Annotated in this window: 14 protein-coding genes; 8 read left to right on the top strand and 6 right to left on the bottom strand. The window is 61.8% G+C overall.

From position 1 onward, the window contains the following. Nucleotides 1–8 precede the first annotated feature (8 nt). On the bottom strand, nucleotides 9–1,184 hold the full coding sequence (locus AC6H1L_RS12215) for an aminotransferase class I/II-fold pyridoxal phosphate-dependent enzyme (protein WP_497597774.1): 1,176 nt from the start codon (nucleotides 1,182–1,184) through the stop codon (nucleotides 9–11). Nucleotides 1,185–1,423: 239 nt separating this feature from the next. Here AC6H1L_RS12215 and AC6H1L_RS12210 point away from each other — a divergent pair, with 239 nt between their 5' ends. After that, a complete protein-coding gene (locus AC6H1L_RS12210) occupies nucleotides 1,424–1,954 on the top strand; it encodes a protein-tyrosine phosphatase family protein (RefSeq protein ID WP_497597773.1) in 531 nt (176 codons plus the stop codon). A gap of 35 nt (nucleotides 1,955–1,989) precedes the next feature. Here the strand turns inward: AC6H1L_RS12210 and AC6H1L_RS12205 are convergent, their stop codons facing one another. Further along, entirely contained in the window at nucleotides 1,990–3,600 is a 1,611-nt protein-coding gene (locus tag AC6H1L_RS12205) for an amidohydrolase (protein ID WP_497597772.1), read from the bottom strand. 2 nt (nucleotides 3,601–3,602) lie between these two features. After that, nucleotides 3,603–4,682, bottom strand: a complete 1,080-nt coding sequence (locus AC6H1L_RS12200; RefSeq protein ID WP_497597771.1) for a methyltransferase — start codon at nucleotides 4,680–4,682, stop codon at nucleotides 3,603–3,605. 4 nt (nucleotides 4,683–4,686) lie between these two features. On the opposite strand from AC6H1L_RS12200, the gene AC6H1L_RS12195 reads away from it, so the two are divergent. Then, the gene (locus tag AC6H1L_RS12195; RefSeq protein WP_497597770.1) at nucleotides 4,687–5,355 is read left to right on the top strand and encodes a transaldolase family protein; all 669 of its coding nucleotides are present in this window, start codon (nucleotides 4,687–4,689) and stop codon (nucleotides 5,353–5,355) included. 485 nt (nucleotides 5,356–5,840) lie between these two features. On the opposite strand, the gene AC6H1L_RS12190 is transcribed toward AC6H1L_RS12195, so the two are convergent. Beyond that, a complete protein-coding gene (locus AC6H1L_RS12190; RefSeq protein WP_497597769.1) occupies nucleotides 5,841–7,577 on the bottom strand; it encodes a DUF4129 domain-containing protein in 1,737 nt (578 codons plus the stop codon). Between the two features lie 453 nt (nucleotides 7,578–8,030). Here AC6H1L_RS12190 and AC6H1L_RS12185 point away from each other — a divergent pair, with 453 nt between their 5' ends. From AC6H1L_RS12185 to plsX, 3 genes are all read left to right on the top strand, one after another. Next, nucleotides 8,031–10,724: a type ISP restriction/modification enzyme gene (locus AC6H1L_RS12185; RefSeq protein WP_497597768.1), complete on the top strand. Its 2,694-nt coding sequence runs from the start codon at nucleotides 8,031–8,033 to the stop codon at nucleotides 10,722–10,724. A gap of 380 nt (nucleotides 10,725–11,104) precedes the next feature. Further along, on the top strand, nucleotides 11,105–11,476 hold the full coding sequence (locus tag AC6H1L_RS12180; protein ID WP_069805377.1) for a response regulator: 372 nt from the start codon (nucleotides 11,105–11,107) through the stop codon (nucleotides 11,474–11,476). Nucleotides 11,477–11,568: 92 nt separating this feature from the next. Further along, nucleotides 11,569–12,618 carry a phosphate acyltransferase PlsX gene (gene plsX, locus AC6H1L_RS12175; RefSeq protein ID WP_497597767.1) on the top strand — a complete coding sequence of 350 codons (1,050 nt, stop codon included), beginning with the start codon at nucleotides 11,569–11,571 and terminating at the stop codon, nucleotides 12,616–12,618. A gap of 237 nt (nucleotides 12,619–12,855) precedes the next feature. Here plsX and AC6H1L_RS12170 read toward each other — a convergent pair whose 3' ends face one another. Next, nucleotides 12,856–13,230, bottom strand: coding sequence for a J domain-containing protein (locus tag AC6H1L_RS12170; protein ID WP_497597766.1), 375 nt, complete (start codon nucleotides 13,228–13,230; stop codon nucleotides 12,856–12,858). A gap of 12 nt (nucleotides 13,231–13,242) precedes the next feature. After that, nucleotides 13,243–13,665: a dUTP diphosphatase gene (locus AC6H1L_RS12165; protein ID WP_497597765.1), complete on the bottom strand. Its 423-nt coding sequence runs from the start codon at nucleotides 13,663–13,665 to the stop codon at nucleotides 13,243–13,245. A gap of 69 nt (nucleotides 13,666–13,734) precedes the next feature. Here AC6H1L_RS12165 and AC6H1L_RS12160 point away from each other — a divergent pair, with 69 nt between their 5' ends. The 3 genes from AC6H1L_RS12160 to AC6H1L_RS12150 all read left to right on the top strand — a co-directional run bounded on the left by AC6H1L_RS12160 (nucleotide 13,735) and on the right by AC6H1L_RS12150 (nucleotide 16,578). Beyond that, on the top strand, nucleotides 13,735–14,262 hold the full coding sequence (locus AC6H1L_RS12160) for a hypothetical protein (RefSeq protein WP_497597764.1): 528 nt from the start codon (nucleotides 13,735–13,737) through the stop codon (nucleotides 14,260–14,262). Then, nucleotides 14,259–14,981, top strand: a complete 723-nt coding sequence (locus AC6H1L_RS12155) for a DedA family protein (protein ID WP_497597763.1) — start codon at nucleotides 14,259–14,261, stop codon at nucleotides 14,979–14,981. Before AC6H1L_RS12160 ends, AC6H1L_RS12155 begins: the two co-directional genes overlap by 4 nt. Nucleotides 14,982–15,330: 349 nt before the next feature. Beyond that, on the top strand, nucleotides 15,331–16,578 hold the full coding sequence (locus tag AC6H1L_RS12150; protein ID WP_497597762.1) for a sigma-70 family RNA polymerase sigma factor: 1,248 nt from the start codon (nucleotides 15,331–15,333) through the stop codon (nucleotides 16,576–16,578). The last annotated feature ends 11 nt before the right edge of the window (nucleotides 16,579–16,589 follow it).

Raw genomic sequence — 16,589 nt, 5'->3', positions numbered from 1 at the left:
TCCTCACCTTAGCGCCGTTTGGCGGCCAATTTGGCCAGGCGTTCGCCCGCCTGCTGCAGAGTCTCATCGTTTTTGCAGAAGGAGAAGCGGAGGTATTTGCCGCCGATATGCGCATGTTCGGGACAATAGAAGGTCTCGGGAGGAATACCGGCGACGCCGATCTCGCTGATCAGATAGCGAGCGAATTCGAGCGGCGTGCCGTCAAAGACCGGCGAGAAGTCAGCCAGGACGAAGTAGGTACCCTCGGGGACGCGATAGGGCAGGCCCGCCCGATCAAGGGCCTGAAGTAAGAGCTGGCGCTTGTGCTCGTACAGTTCTTTTAAGCCGCGATAGTAGCTATCCGGGAGACTCAAGGCGTAGGCAATGGCTTCTTGCGTGGGATGATGCACGGCAAAGGTGATGAACTGATGGGCCCGCGCGACCCCATCGACGAGGTCTGGATGGCCGTAGACCCAGCCGATCTTCCAGCCGGTGGCGCTGAAGGCCTTGCCGGAGCTGCTCACTGTTACGGTGCGCTCAAACATACCGGGCAGGGTCGCAATGGGGATGTGGCGCGCCTCGTCAAAGACGAGGTGTTCGTAGACCTCATCTGCAATGACGGTGACATCATGTTCGATACACAGCTCTGCGATGCAGGCCAGCTCTTCGCGTGAAAAGACGCGCCCACAGGGGTTATGCGGAGTATTGAGGATCAGGGCGCGCGTCTTGCGCGTGAAAGCGGCGCGCAGTTCAGCGGGATCAAAGGTCCAGTGAGGGGGGTGCAGGGGCACGTAGACGGGCGTGGCGCCAGCCATGAGAATATTGGGTACATAGGAATCGTAGAATGGCTCGATCACTATGACCTCATCGCCGGGGTCAACCAGGCCCAAGACGGCGGCAAAGATGCCCTCGGTGGCCCCTGCTGTGACAATGACGCCGCGTTCAGGGTCGATTTCCAGGCCGTAGAAGCGCGCCGCATGGGCCGCCACGGCGCGGCGCAGCGAGGCCGTTCCTGGCCCCGGGGCGTACTGATTGTATTGGCCGGCCTGCAAAGCCGCCACCAGTTGGGCAATGATGTCCGGAGGGGTATCGAAATCAGGCCGGCCTTGTCCCAAATTGAGGGCGTTATGCTGCTGTGCCAGGACGTTGATCTCTGTAAAGATAGTGGTTCCAAAGCTCGCTACACGCCGAGCAGCAGTAGCCATGCCTCTATGCTCCTCAAAGAGTTGATCAGTTGAGACTATTATACCTCTCTGGTATACTCCGAGTATATGCCGCTCTGGGGGAGAAAGGTGAGCCTCGTGTGAGCCTGAGCCAGAGTCGACGGCGTGCTCTGGGGCCTCTCTCTCAGAGGCAGGGCCGTCGAGCTGGCCCGCGGCTCTTCTGTCCTATCTCGGATCTGGCTAGTCTATCTAGCATCTGGCAGGGGGTCAAACGGAGCACGATGGCAGTGGTGAGAGGACTATACACTGTTGACTTGTTGAAGGATCAGCGTCTGAGCATTATGGGCCATCCAGCGGGCGGCGCGCTGCTGGAGCCGGCCATCAAGTTGCTGCGCAGGGCAGGCGTAGATGTGCTGGTCTCGTTGCTGACAGGCGAGGAAATCGAGGAGATCGGCCTACAGCGCGAGGCCCAGACCTGCCAGGAGCAGGGACTGCGCTATTTCCATTTTCCAATTGCTGATCTGCAAGGGCCGCCTCTGGACGGCGCTATCCAGGATTTGCTGAGCGAGCTGTACGCATTGCTGAGCGCTGGTCAGCACATTGCAATTCATTGCCGCCTCGGCATTGGGCGCTCAGCAATGATCGCCGCCGCGCTGCTGGTGCGAGCCGGCTATTCGGTGCCGCTGGCTGTGGGGCTGCTCTCGTCGGCCCGCGGCTGCTTTGTGCCGCAGACGCTGGCGCAGTTGGAATGGATCGAAGCCCTGGAGCGCTACTATCGTCAGCAAGGCCTGCCTTTTCTCGACGACGATTGACTGCAGAGGGCGGAAGCTGAACGCGCCTCGCTTGCTTAGACTTCCCCATAGGCCGGCAGACCGCCGACAATCGTGGCCTGAATGCCGTTGCTGACGAGACGTTCGGGCGAGATCTGAAAAGGATCTTCTGGCAGAACCACGGCATCGCCAAATTTGCCAACGCTGAGCGAGCCTTTGTCAGCCTCTTCGGCGCCGGCATAGGCCGCCCCGAGGGTGTAGCTGTAGAGCGCGACGCTCAGCGGGAGGGCTTGCTCTGGCAGCCAGGCGGGGCGTCCGCTATCCGGGTCGGTGCGTTTCACCGCAGCATAGATGATGCGCAGTGGCTCAAATAGCTCGACGGGAGCATCGGAGCCGAGTGCCAGCGGGATACCCAGCTCATGTATGGTCCGGTAGGCGTAAGCCTGCCGGTGGCGCGCCCCCCAGTAGCGTTCAGCGATGTCCCGGTCGGCCACGGCATGATAGGGCTGCACCGAGGCAATTACCCCCAGGCGCCGCATGCGCTCCAGGTCGGCAGCAGTGATGAGCTGGACGTGTTCCAGGCGATAGCGCAGTCGCTGGCGAGCGCGCCGGCCCTGCTCGGTGAGATGGCGATCAGCCATCTCGATGGCATCGAGAGCCACACGCGCCGCCCGATCGCCAATAGCGTGGATAGCAATGATCAGGTCTAGCTCGCTGGCCTCCCTGACCAGGGTTCGCATCTCGTCTTCGGAGGTGGCCAGAATACCGTAGTTCTCGGGGCTGCCCTCGTAGCTTTCGAGCATAGCGGCGGTTTGCGAGCCAAGGGTACCATCGGCGAAGATTTTGATACCGCCGATCCGTAGCCGGTCATCTGCTTCATCGGCCTGGAGCTGACCAGCGCGCAGCTCAGGCAAAGGATGGCGCTGGAGGATCATGCGCACGCGCAGTGGCAGCCTGTTCGTAGCGCGCAGGGAGGCCAACAGCTCATAGACTGTGCGGTCTTCGATATCGTGGATGGCCGTAATGCCAGAGCGCAGGAGCGCCCTGAAAGTTTCCTCCAGGAGTTGACGCGCCAGCGCAGGGGAGGGCGCTGAGATGAGCCGCGCAACCAGCTCCATCGCCGCCCCCTCTTGCAGGATACCGGTCGGCTGGCCACTGCCATCGCGTAGGATCGCGCCGCCAGGCGGGTCAGGCGTCTCCGCAGTGATGCCAGCCCGCTCCAGAGCCAGCGAATTCACCCAGAGCAGATGCCCGTCTTTGCTCCAGAGCGCTACCGGGTGCGCAGGCGCCGCCGCATCCAGCACCTCTCTAGTGGGGAAAGCGCGCCCTGGCCAGCGATTGCGATCCCAATGGCCCCCAACAACCCACTCGCCGGCAGGCGTGCGAGCCGCGCGCTCACGCACTAACTGCGCGACTTCTTCGGGACTGTTGCAGGCCGCGGCGTCGATGTCATGGGTCCGGTAGGCCGTGGCCAGCAGATGGATATGGGCATCGATGAAACCCGGCAGGACAGTTTTGCCGCGTAGATCGATCAGCTCGGCCCGCGCGCCTGCCATTTGACGAACCTCGGCATTGTCGCCAACTGCCACCAGGCGCCCGCTCTCGCGCTCGATGGCCATCGCCTGAGCCCGGGGTCGGGCACTATCCATTGTATACAGATTGCCGTTGAGATAGGCTATGTGACTCATGCTTAGCGCCATCCTTTTTTATAGAGCTGGGTCAGTTCTTCCTCGCGTTCGACCCGGCGCCCGGGGCGCACCGGTGAGGTAGCGCGCAGCACCTTGTAGCGACTGTTGCCGCCAACTTCCTGAACCTCCTCAAAGCACTCCTCTAAGACCGGCTCGTATTTCAGGAAGCGATTGGCCACCAGATAGAAGCGCCCGCGCCGATGGTTCAGGAGCCGAGCACTCTCGCGAATAAAGCGCTCGCCAATTGCCTTCGTATTCACCCCCCAGACATGGAAAGGAGGGTTGGTCGCAATCAAACTAAAGCGCTGCCCGCTCACCGCACTGGTGGCATCGCTGGGCAAAGCCTGAGCGTTGGTCAGGCCTTTTGCCTGCAACTGCTGCTGCGCCAGAGCCACCGCCGCCAGGCTGGCATCGACGAGCGTTACACTGCCCTTGCGCGCTCGCTCGGCAATATGCATGCCAATATAGCCCGCTCCACAGCCCAGGTCGAGCGCCACATCGGTCACGTAGACCTCCAGCGAGTCAAGCAAGAGGCGTGTCCCTTCGTCCAGCTCACCGCCCGCAAAGACCTCGCGCTGCGGCCAGGCCGGCGGTTCCGCAGGTACAGGCGTCTCAGCCGTCTTCTCCGCGGCCACAACGCGCCAGCCCTTGCTGATCTCAACGGTCTCCAGGTTGCCAAAGTACTCGCGCATCCGCCGCGCGATCGAGAGGATGCCGCGATCCTTGGCCCCGGTCACATAGAGGCGCCCGCCAGGCTTGAGAGCATAGCGCGCCGCCTCTAGCCCGTAGTAGATCCAGGCTTTGGAGGGCTGATAGAGGAGATTCATGACCGCGACATCTATGGTATTCGGCGAAGTTTCTCGCGTATACTCATGGAAGGGAATATGTTGTAACTGGCTGCGGGCAGGGACAGCGTACGCCTGCTCAAGAGCGCTGACGTTGTCTTCCGCCAGGATGATTCGCCCACGGCTGAGCTGACGCGCGGCCACCTGGACAAAGGGGTCCGCCGCCGAGTTTAAGATCAGTAAGCGCTGCTCAGCATGCAATGGAACGTTGTCAGCTAAGAGTTGAGGATGGAGCATACGCATGGCCCTCTACGTTGATACTGCTTTTATAGATGATATCACGAACGTGGCCCGCACGGTACCTTTGGCCGGCGTGACCACCAATCCAACGCTGCTGCTGGCCGCCCGCGAGCGCGGTCAACGCCTCTCGCCACAGCAGGTGCTGGAGGCGCTGCTAGAGGCGCTGAGCGGGCATGTCTTCATGCAGCCGGGCGCCAGCGATGAAGAGGAGATGTATCGCGAGGCTCTCAGCTACATCGAGATGGCCCCCGAGCGCGTCATTCCCAAGATCCCTATGAATCAGGTGGGAATGCGCGTGGCACGCCGCCTGAGCGGCCAGGGCTATGCGCTGGCTTTCACCGCTGTCACGACGGTGCCTCAGACTTATTGCGCTCTCCAGGTGCGTGCCGATTTCGTCATTCCCTACTACAACCGCCTGGAGCGCTCCGGCATCGATGCCGCGGCACGCATCGCTCAGATGGCTTCTCTCTGCCGCTCGCAAGAGCCTGCCACTACGCGCGTGCTCGTGGCAAGTATCAAGACGCCTGAGGAGGCCGCTCGCGCTCTCCTGGCCGGCGCCCATGATTTGACCGCTCCTCCTCAGGTGTTGCTCGATTTGATCAGCGACCCCCTTAGCGAGGAGGCCATTCAGCGCTTCACTCGCGACTGGGAGAAGATGAACAAACTGTAATCGTTCACGCTCCCCCTCATGGCAGAAAGATGAACATTCTTTCACCTTCATGCCGCCCGCGTTCATGCGATTCTCATGTGAGCGCGCTATTATGTAGGCGTAACGAGCTTCAGAGAACGGTTCCGCGGGCGCGAGGCACACGTGTGGTGGGGGATAGTAGAGAAACGGGACTCCTGGGGTCAGGTAACGTGGCAGGGTGGCACGTCTCTCTGGGCAGTTCTCCGTCATCTCACTACTACTACTTGCTCGACACGGATCGGCGCAACGTGGTGAGGGTGGTTACTTCGGAAGCCTGAAGGGTGCCTCCCCTTCAGGCTTTTTTTGTTGCACTGTGTTCCGTTGCGTTGCGCTGCGCTGCACTGCCCCGTCAACCAGCCAGCCGGCGAACGCCCCGCGCTCATCTCCCGTATGGCTGGCTGGCCGGCACCTGGTCCCTGCCACACCTGACTGACTAACTAATTAGCCGGTCTTCCCTGCTCTCTCCGTCAGGCCTTTCGCGGTTCGCGCGAGAGAGGTCCAGGAGCGGCCTGGCGCCTTCTCCGGCGCCAGCGTTCCTGCAGCTCCAGCCAGGTCGCGCGCAGCCAGCCCAAGCGGGGGGCATCAGGCTCGCTCCGACCATAGCGCGCCGCCAGATAGGCCCCTGTCAGCGGAACCAGGCGCGGATCAGCTAGAGGCGTCTCATGTTCCAGGCGCCGCCGATATTCCAGGGCGGTCTCGCTTTGCCGGCGTGGGTAGCCTTGCCGCCGGGCTTCGTCCAGCAAAGCCCGGTAGATGGCGCGCATGTTCTCCAGGCTGCCGCGTATCGGCTGTTGCAGCGTCGCCGCCTGCGTTCGGCGCGCCAGCGCTGTGGCTGCCAGGCACCAGCGCCGGAGAAGGCGCCCCGGCCCGCTCAGCAGAGTGCTGAGCAATGTTCGTACTTGCTGCCAGAAGAGCGAGCCGGACCACAGGCTCTCGTGGTACTCCTCAAGTTCCTGCCGTTTATAGAGGCGCACACGCCGCTGACGTAGGGCCTTGCTGACCAGCCGGAGACAGCCGATGGCCATCAGCAGAATCACCAGCAGCACCAGAATGCGGCTGGTCAGGAGCAAGCCCGGAGGCAGACTCGTGCTCTCGCCCGCTGGTCGCAGGCCAGGCTGGCCCGGTCCCCGCAGCGGATGGATGATCAGCCCTCTGCTCTGAAAATGCAGCACCTGCAGCAGCCAGACCACCGGGGTGAGCAACCAGACGATGAGTTGGGCCAGGCCGCGCACGAGCCAATCATAGGGGATCAAGAGCAGGGCCAGCGCGCGACGCAGCGTCTCGAAGAGACTGGCCCCTGCCAGGATAGCCACCGCCAGGCCAAGAAGCGCCATAAGCAGACCGAGACCAAGGAAGAGGAGCAGAATAGCGCGCTCCTGTTCCTTGATGCTTCCTTCCAGACCGAAAGGATGGAGGCGGCGCTCAGCGATAGCCTGGGCCAGGGTCTGCGCCAAGAGCGCACAATAGATAAAGACTGGGATGAGCAGGAAGAAAACCAGCGTGCTCGCGTTGGTCAGAGCCTGATCAGTCTCTTCGCCGGAACCGAGGTGGACGAGCATGGCCAGCAGGATCAGCAGGCCACTCCCGCTGACGGCCCGACGCACTGTGGCTGGCTCCGGCTCCTGACGGGCCCGCCTGGCCCCTCGCCAGGTCAGTAGCACCACACAGCAGAGAATGGCAACAGCGCGATAGGCAGCGGGACGCAGGGCCAGTAGATCGCCGCCCAATGCAAGCAGCCAGGCAGGTTGATAGAGGGGAAAGGCTGCCGCATAGTTGTTGAGCCAGCCCAGACAGAGGGTACTGGCGATCAACAAGCCCATAATGAGGACCCTGCCAGGCAGTGGCGCGCCAGGACGATCAAATTCGTCGAGCGGCGGTGCGCTGCGTGCCTGACGCTGCTCGAAGAAACGAGTGAGCCAGAGCACCGCCGCGCCGAGCGGAAAGGGCACCCAGAGCGGCACGAGCGGCAGGGCGCTCTCAAAAAGATGGCTCTCAGCGAGTACCTGGAGCCAGGCGGCCAATGCGCTGGCCTCTAGAGCGAGGCAGAGATAAGCGACGAGGCGCTCTCCGCCTGTCCGTACGTAGGGGAGATAGGCGGTACTCTGAGAGAGGCGCTCGCGGCGACGTCGCTCCGCGAGAGCAATGCGCGCTAATAGATCGTCCGGCAGCTCGCCCTGCCTGCTTATGGGGTCCTCCTGGCTCACGCCTTCCTCCCGCAAGACGCTTCTCTGCGCGTCGTCTCGCTCGATCGATCCAGAACCTCGGTGGTCACGCCGAGCCGTCACCTCAGCCTGGTCCGCCAGGCCAGCCATTTCCAGCTCACGAGGCCTATCAGAGACAGCGAGCGCCATTCCTGCGAGCGTTACCTATTCATTGTATCGCCGAGAGGAGCGAGCTGCAAGGTGCCTTTCATTTTCCCTCCCTTCCTCACTGCGGCCCTCCCCTCCACAGATTTTGCGCAGCCATGCCCTGAAGCTAAATGCAAGGCCGTTCTATAATTCAGAACAGCCTACAAATATCAAATATAAATATATCTAGGGGCAAGCCAGGGCAGGCACCTGGCGGTCTGACAAGCTCAGCCATTAGCGCCCAGGTCTGCCGGCTCAGTCCCACGCATGTATCTCGCTTTCGTGAGTTAGGAGTGGAAGAGGAGAGCCATGCCATCGCAGTCTCCGCCATCAGCATCGGCGCCGGCTGCCGTTCCTGCGCGCGTCTATCGGCGCCAGCCAGCGATCGTGCGCCAGTGTAATCGCCTGGCCAAGCAGCTTGCCACACTAGCTGTCACGCGTGTGCGCCCCCTCTGCGAGCGAGCCGTACGGGCGGGCGCCTGGGAAGCGCTCAGTGAAGTGGTCGGGCCAGACCTGCCACCAGAGGAGAGCGCTGATCTCTATACGCAGGGTCTCTGCTGCCTCGCTCTGACCGCCGCTCTGGTGAGAAGCGGGGTCCTCTGGGAGCGCGGACCGGAGGATGACAGGAAGAGCGAGCTGACTGATGTCTTAACCTGGCTGCCGCCAGCGCTGCAGTCGCCTTTCAAGCAGGCGCTCCTGACCACGGCGCTGACCGAAACCATCGCTGAGCTGCAAGAGCTGAGCGTGGCGCTCCCTCTCCTGCCAGCCCGCGGGCAGCCCGCAAGGTCCGCCATCGCGCCGGCCATGCAGACTCTGCAGCAAGAGCCGCTCATCTACTGCTATGAGCAGTTTCTGCGTCACTACCGCCCTGATTTGCGCCGGGCCGCGAGCATCTACGCCACACCGGCGCCGGTAGTTTCGTATATGGTGCGCAGCGTCGACCTCCTCCTCAAACAAGCGTTTGCCCTGCGCCACGGTCTGAGCGAGCTGGGACGCTTCGAGGTCGTTGATCCGGCAGTCGGCAGCGGCGCATTCCTCAGCGGACTGATCGAGTTCCTGTATAGCCAATTCATCCAGCAAGCGGAGCCGGACCGCTGGCAGCGCTTCGTGACTGAGCAACTTTTGCCCTATTTGCGCGGGTACGAATTGCTACCGGCGCCCTGGCTGGTGGCCCACCTAAGCCTGAGTCTGAAACTGGCCGCCTGTGGTTACGACCCGCGCCCGCAGCCGGGCCGCCTGGGCCTCGTGCTCGGCGATGGCCTGCTCTGGCTGGCCCGCGAGCCAGCGCGCACGGGCCTGCCTGTACTCATCGGCAACCCTCCCTACGGCAACTTCGGACGCCCCACGCGCTACCCCTGGCTGCGCCTGCTCCTCCAGGATTACAAGCGTGACCTGGGCGAACGCAAGCTGAACCTCGATGACGACTTTATCAAATTTATTCGCTGTGGCCAATGGCACATTGAGCAGGCGGGGTGCGGCCTGCTGGCTTTTATCACCAGCCACACGTATCTTGATGGCCTGACCCATCGCCGCATGCGCGAAAGCCTGCTCGCCAGCTTTGACGAAATCTACCTGCTTGACCTGCATGGCAACAGCCAGCGGACGCTTGCGCGTGAGCCGACGGCCCCTGATGACAATGTCTTCCCCATCCGCCAGGGGGTGGCAATCGGCCTTTTTGTCAGGCGCCGAGACACGGATCAGCGCCCGAGGACGGCCCTCCGACGAGCGACTGTCTACTACGCCGCCCTGCGTGGGAGCCGCAGCGAGAAATACGCCTATCTGGAGAGCAGGGACCTGGTAACCACGCCCTGGCAGCGCTTGCAGCCCCAACCTCGCTTCTATTTCTTCGTGCCACGCACCCTGGCTCATCAAGCCGAATGGGAACGCTATCCTTCTCTGGCCGAGATCTTCCCGCTCTATGGCACAGGCATCAAAACCCATCTCGATGCCGTCCTGGTTGGCTTCTCCGATGAAGCTATCGCCCAGCAGATTGCTGCCTATGTGGCCAGGCACGGCCAGGAGCAGGCCCCAGGAGCGGCAATGGCCCCCGATGCCAGCCGCCGGGGCACGCCGCAGCACAAGGCCCGGCTCCTGCGCCAGCTCCTGGGGCTGCCACCTCAGCAACTCTATCACGACTACGCCTATCGCCCCTTCGACACGCGCCGGATCGCCTACTGGCCCCCGGCCATCGAAGCCGGCGACCACCGCTTCGCGCTGATGCGCCACGCCCTGCGACCTAATATCCTGCTTGTCACGACGCGTCAGCTCAGTCAAGACAGCTTCCAGCACGTCTTTGTCAGCAGGACTCTCACCGACATGTGCCTGCTCTCAAGCGCGACGCGCGAATGTGCCTACGTGTTCCCCCTCTACCTTTTCGAGGGCGAGGACCGGGATAAGCAAGGGAACGGAGAAACGGCGCATCCTAACCTGGCACCAGCCTTCATTACAAGGCTGGCGCGCAGTCTCAATTTGCGCTTTGTCCCGTGGGGCAGCGGCGATCTGCTCACCAGCTTCGGACCGGAAGCCGTGCTAGCCTATCTCTATGCCGTGCTTCACGCGCCAATCTATCGCCAACGCTACAGCGAGCAGCTCAGCAGTGACTTCCCGCGCTGCCCCCTGCCAACGCACCGCACCGGCTTTCGCCTGCTCTATCGCATCGGCAGCCGCCTGCTCAAACTGCACCTGCAAACAGGCCTGCCCCGTCCCTCGGCCTATGTCCTCCCACCGGCTCAGGCGACGCCTCTCCAGATCGACTGTGTGCACTACACCCCAGATGGACGCCTCTGGTTGAACGCGCGCCAGGCTCTGGAGGGCCTGCCAGCCGCGTGCTGGCATTTTCGCATTGGACATTACCAGATCTGCGCGCGCTGGCTTCAGGAGCGCCTCGGACGGGAGCTATCTCCAGTCGAATATGAGCGCTATCGCCTGCTGCTGGCCATTATTACTGAGACGCAGGAGCTGATGGCTCAAAGCAGCAGCGCTCTGGAAGCGCTCCTTTCCTAAAGCCCAAACAGGGACGCCAGCCAATCAGCGCGCGGCTAGCCAGGCCGCAGCTACCTGAGCGGCCGCCTATACCGAGAAGGCCATTCAGCCCGTGGTCAGCGCCAAGGCAGGGCAGTCGCAGAGCCCTCAGACAGAAGGTCCTATTGAGGGAGCGAAAACTCTCGCTGGCACGTCTAAAGACAGTGGCAGAGTGCTATAATTATACGAGCATCTACTATCCAGTTCACTCAGACAGTCAAAGGTACTTGCTCTAGCGCTGGACCAGGCAGCTCAGTTTGCTCCCTGCCGAGAGCGAGAGCATGACATTGACCGCGGCACAAAGGAGACTGTTGTAGTTACTGTATTACGATGAGAAGAGAGACGAGGGGGCTGTTGGTCACATGGCCAAAAAGATCTTGATTATGGATGACGACCCCACCATCGCCGATCTCCTGACCGAGGCGCTCGCAGACGAGGGCTACGAGACTCACATGACGACCCAAAGCCTACGCTTCTACGACGCCGTACGCGAGCATGACCCCGATCTGATTCTGCTCGATATCATGATGCCCTATCTGGACGGACGGGATGAGTTGAAGCTGATGGAAATGTGGCTGGAGAAGAAGATTCCCGTAATCATCGTGACGGCCTATCCCAACGTGGCCCATGAAGAGCAGACCTTCCGCGATGCCGGCGTTGTGGAGATTGTGTCGAAGCCCTTTAACCTGGATGAGTTGGTCGAGCTAGTGCGCAAGACCATCGGCGAGCCGTGAAGAGAAGGGACGCCCCGAGGGACAACAGGAGCGGCAAGGTTCATATGGGCGACAAGAACAGACTAGACTGAGGGTGAGAGGAGAGTAAGGCTATGGAGGCGAAAGTCCGCGTCGCGCTCGACGCGATGGGGGGTGATTATGCCCCCGCAGCCACAGTGCAGGGAGCGGTGGAGGCGGCGCGTGAGTACGGCATTGGTGTCCAGCTCGTGGGCAATGAGGACCAGATCCGCGCCGAGCTGGCCCGCTACGATACTCGTGGCCTGGATCTGGCGATCACCCACACCGCTGAGGTCATCGCTATGGATGAGCACCCGGCCAGCGCGGTGCGACGCAAAAAGAACGCATCGCTAGTGGTGGCTCTGGAGCTGGTGCGCGAGGGTCAGGTAATCGGGGCCGTCTCCGCCGGCAACAGCGGCGCGATGATGGCCGCCTCGTTGTTCGTGCTCAAGCGCATTGCCGGCGTTGAGCGGCCTGCCCTGGGCACAGTCATGCCTACCCGCACCGGCACAACCCTGGTGCTCGATGTGGGCGCTAATACGGATTGCAAGCCCGAGTACCTGCAGCAGTTCGCCCTGATGGGCGCCGTCTATATGGAACGGATTTTCCGCATCAACCGCCCGCGGGTGGCGCTGCTGGCCAATGGTGAGGAAGAGACTAAGGGGAACCAGCAGGTGCAGGAAGCCCACCGCCTGCTCAAAGAGAGCGCTCCCCAGCTTGGACTGAACTTTATCGGCAATATCGAAGGACGCGATATCCCTGCCGGAGCCGCTGAGGTAGTGGTTTGCGATGGCTTCGTGGGCAACGTAGTGCTCAAGCTGAGCGAGGGATTGGCAGAGACGCTGATCGCTATGCTGCGCAGCCAGATGACCAGCAACCCGGTCAATACCCTGGCGGCGGCAGTTCTGAAACCGAGCCTGAAGCAGCTCTTCAAGCGTCTCGACTACGCTGAATACGGAGGGGTGCCTCTGCTGGGTGTCAACGGTGTAGCCGTCATCGCGCACGGGCGCTCGAATGCCAAGGCTATCAAAAACGCCCTCCGCGTGGCGCGCGAAACGGCGGAGTTAGGCGTGGTGACAGCGATCGCCGAAGGCCTGGCCAAGCTGGGCAGCAGTGGCAGCCAACGCGCCGAAGCTGAGGTCTAAAGAGAGTTCAATCACGCCAGGCGTCAGCCTGCTCAGGTGCCTACACGCACGCAGGACCCGTGAAGGGAATTGGCATAGTACCAGCCAGCCAGCCAGGCCAGAGGTGATCAACAAGAAGAACCACCCACCTGCTCACCTTGCAGCTCGTGGTGACCAGCTCCGAGGATGCATCAGGCAGCTCTGCCTTAAGCCTGCGCCAGCCGACGCTGATGGACAGCCCCGGGGAGGGCTGAGCCGCTAGTCCTCGCGCAGGCTCCGTTTCAATTCACGCACGAAGCCGACCAGCCCTTCAAGCCAGGTCATTTCGGTTGAAGAGCCTTGCTTATTACCTACCTGAGCCTGATACTTCAGACGAGCCTCACGCAGAGCGCGTACCCGCAATTCAGCGGCCCGGTGCACATCGTAGGCGGCGCGACGCCGCGGGTCACCCAGCACCTCGTACGCCTCGTTAATCAGCTTCATCTGTTGCTCATGCATGCTCTGTAGACCGGGTACAGCAGCAGCATGATTGGCATCGGGATGATAGCGGCGTACCAGGCGGAGATAGGCGCGTCTGATCTCCTCGGGTGAGGCGGTTGGAGCCACACCCAGAATCGAATAATAGTCCTGCATCGCTAGCCTCTCTCACTCACCCGTACTTCCGAAGCCGCCGCGTCCCGGCCCAAGGGCTGTCACCTCCTGCCAGCGGGCCAGGGCCACCGGAACGAAAATCCCCTGAGCGATACGCTCGCCGCGCCTGACCAGGGCTGGCTCATCGCGGAAATTGTAGACCTGAATCAGCACTTCATCGCCCTCGCCGCAGTAGTCCTGATCGATAATGCCCACCCCATGCGGGATCAGCAGCCCCTTGCGTCGCGGCGTACTGCTGCGCAGGGTCACCAGCAGCAAGTAGCCCGGAGGGGTGCGCACAATGACATTGCCCGGAATGAAACCGAGATCGCGGGGCGCGATCTCAGTATCCTGGCGGCAGAGGAGATCAAAGCCAACCGAGCCGGCGGTGGCGTAGGTCGGCAACGGCAAGGTCGGGTCCACACGTTTGATCGCCACGTCGAGCGGTTGCAGATACTTGTTCATTTCTGCTATTCTAGAAAAGAGCTTCTGTGACGTCAAGAGCAAGTGCAGGATTTCCTTGTAGAGAAGCGGCTCCAGCCGCCGGCCTTCGGCGCTGTCGCGCCGGGCTTGCTGACCTTTGTTAATGCTATGTCGGGCCGCAGCCTGATATTGAGCCTGAAACTGAAGATCCTCGGCCTGGTGCTTCTGCTCTGCCTGGCCGTCAGCACAACGGTCTACGCTGCCAGCTCCACCTATCACGCTGTTCAGCACCTGCAGCAGCAGAGCGCCCTGGTCAAAGCGGGAGATGTGCGCAGCATCCGCCCCTGGATGACGATTCCTTACGTGGCTCGCCTTTGCCATGTGCCAGCGGCATACCTTTATCAGGCATTGCATATACCAGATACTCCCGCCGTGCAGCACTTGACGCTCCACGCCCTGGCCCTGCGCACCAAACGCCCCGTCGATAGCCTGATACGCACCTTACAGCAGGCCATCGAGACCTATCGTCAGCACCATCCCACGCCGAGCAGTACCAGAACGGCAGAAGAGCAGGGGGTACCTCTCGCACTGGCAGAGGGAGAGCGGCTATGAGCGCCTTGCTTCCCTATCTGGTGAACTGGCTTCAGGAGTATGGCTATCCGGCCCTGTGGGGCCTGGTCTTTCTAGGTGCCGCCGGTATTCCACTCCCGATCACCCTGCTCTTATTGGCAGCCGGCGCCTTTGCGGTTCTGGGAGATTACAATCTTGGCTTGCTGGCCCTGCTAGCGGTGAGCGGCGCTGTGGCCGGCGATAGCGTCGGCTATAGCCTTGGGCGCCGCTGGGGAAGTCGCCTGCTCGATTACCTGGAGCACTCGCCCCAGCATTGGATTCCACACCAGGCGCTCGGCCGCGCACGGCAGCTCTTCCATAAGCGCGGGGGCTGGGCTATCTTCCTTGGGCGGACCGTCTTCTCCGCCATTGGGGTGCCGATTACTTTGCTGGCAGGAGCCGAGCGTTATCCCTATCGTAAGTTCCTGCTCTTCGATGCGCTCGGCGAGCTGATCGGGGTCGGGCTGCCGCTCAGCCTCGGCTTTCTCTTCGGCGCAAGCTGGGAGGCGGTCGGCGAGATTCTGGGCACCGTCTCGCTCCTGCTGCTGGCCCTGGCGCTGGCAACCTGGCTGAGCTATCGCTTGCTGCTGCTCCTGCGCCGTCTGCGGGCAAGTCATGCTGAGCCTGCTTCTGAGGCAAGGGCGCACCCCCAGTTAGAGCCGCCAGAGCGGGCCGCTTCGCCGGGCGCTGCTCCCGGTTCCTCGGGTTCTCTGCCACTTTAACCTACCCCCAGGCGTATGTAATAGTGATCGCAACGTTGAAAAGCTTTGAGCTTTCAGCACTTGAATAAGCTCTTGCATCTAAAGCATCTAGATATCGTCAATGCTGCCACAGACTGGCACGGAAGGAAACCTTTAGGGTATAATTGGAATAGCGCTGGAATATTTCTGGGCCGTACTGTGTTCCTATCGGTAGAAGCAACGTGTCTCGTCTTACATCTTTCTCCTACCCGGCGTTAGACCTGGTCTCACACAGGTCGAAGGCTCGCTTTCCCTGCGTGTAGGGTCAGACAGCCTCACTGCCGCTATCTTGCTGCTTAAGATAGACACTACCTTTTCATGGAGGGCGCACATGATAGACCTGGAGCGTGCCGACACGGGAAATGCGCTTACCTTAGACGACCAGCCCACACGAGACAATCCAGATCTGGAGAAGCAGCTTGATCAGTTGCTTACGAAGGATCTTGAATATATAGATTTTGATGACGACAACGACGACGCTGTTGTTGATGGAGAGGAGGAACCTGGCAAGGACGAAGAGCCTGAGCTGGACGAGGACCTCAGCGGTCTGGAGCCAGCAGCCCTGGAGTTAGAAGAGATGCCTGATATGCATGAAGAGCTAACACAATTGCCAGGTTCGCCTGAGCTAGAAGATACTGCCTCGCTGCTCTCTCTTCCCTCCCTGCCTGCGACGCGTGGGGGTGCGACACGCCGTTCGGGTGGGCGCCGGCGCCGCGCCGATTATGCGGATGAGAGCACGGCGAGCGCTCTAGACACCGGCGAATCAGATGCCGTGATGGCATATCTGCGCGAGATCGGGCGTGTTCCCATGATCTCGCATGAGCGCGAAATCGAGCTGGCCAAGCGCATTGAGATGGGCGACCGCGAGGCCAAGAAACAGTTTATTCTGGCCAATTTGCGCCTGGTGGTGAGCATTGCCAAGCGCTATGTCGGGCGCGGCCTGAGCCTGCTCGATCTGATCCAGGAGGGTAACATCGGACTGATCCGCGCCGTGCAGCGCTATGACTGGCGTCGCGGTCATCGCTTCTCGACGCATGCCACCTGGTGGATTCGCCAGGCCATCAGCCGTGCGGTCGCTGATAAGGGGCGCACCATCCGCCTGCCCGTCTATGTGAATACGGCGTTGAATCGTATCCGTCGTGAGCGTCAGCGTCTGCTGCAGGAGCTGGGGCGGGAGCCGACGGAACAGGAGCTGGCCGAGGCCACAGGGCTGGACCCGATCCGCATGCTGGAGCTGCAGTCGGCCCCGGGCGCGCCTGTCTCGTTGGAGCTGCCCGTCGGCGAGGATGAGGAGCAGGAGCTAGGCGATGTGCTGGCTGATACTGAGTCCGCTTCGCCAGAAGATATTGCGACAACGCAGACGCTGAAGGACGAGGTCCAGCGCGTGCTTGAGTCGGTGCTGACGCCGCGCGAACGTCTGGTACTGCAGTTGCGTTTCGGCTTGGGTAACGGCCAGGCTCATCCGCTGGAGCAGGTGGGCCGCGAGCTGGGGATCACACGCGAGCGTGTGCGCCAGATCGAGGCCGGTGCTCTTGCTAAGCTGCGTCAGCCGCCGGTCTTGGAGCGCTTGCGTGGCTGACTCCCCCAGTT

It is taken from the genome of Thermogemmatispora argillosa, from assembly GCF_059696725.1.
This window is presented reverse-complemented; position numbering and strand designations above follow the sequence as displayed.

Coding starts and splice junctions, on each gene's coding strand:
- AC6H1L_RS12215 (WP_497597774.1), bottom strand. CDS start 1,184: ATGGCTACTGCTGCTCGGCGTGTAGCGAGCTTTGGAACCACTATCTTT.
- AC6H1L_RS12210 (WP_497597773.1), top strand. CDS start 1,424: ATGGCAGTGGTGAGAGGACTATACACTGTTGACTTGTTGAAGGATCAG.
- AC6H1L_RS12205 (WP_497597772.1), bottom strand. CDS start 3,600: ATGAGTCACATAGCCTATCTCAACGGCAATCTGTATACAATGGATAGT.
- AC6H1L_RS12200 (WP_497597771.1), bottom strand. CDS start 4,682: ATGCTCCATCCTCAACTCTTAGCTGACAACGTTCCATTGCATGCTGAG.
- AC6H1L_RS12195 (WP_497597770.1), top strand. CDS start 4,687: ATGGCCCTCTACGTTGATACTGCTTTTATAGATGATATCACGAACGTG.
- AC6H1L_RS12185 (WP_497597768.1), top strand. CDS start 8,031: ATGCCATCGCAGTCTCCGCCATCAGCATCGGCGCCGGCTGCCGTTCCT.
- AC6H1L_RS12180 (WP_069805377.1), top strand. CDS start 11,105: ATGGCCAAAAAGATCTTGATTATGGATGACGACCCCACCATCGCCGAT.
- plsX (WP_497597767.1), top strand. CDS start 11,569: ATGGAGGCGAAAGTCCGCGTCGCGCTCGACGCGATGGGGGGTGATTAT.
- AC6H1L_RS12170 (WP_497597766.1), bottom strand. CDS start 13,230: ATGCAGGACTATTATTCGATTCTGGGTGTGGCTCCAACCGCCTCACCC.
- AC6H1L_RS12155 (WP_497597763.1), top strand. CDS start 14,259: ATGAGCGCCTTGCTTCCCTATCTGGTGAACTGGCTTCAGGAGTATGGC.
- AC6H1L_RS12150 (WP_497597762.1), top strand. CDS start 15,331: ATGATAGACCTGGAGCGTGCCGACACGGGAAATGCGCTTACCTTAGAC.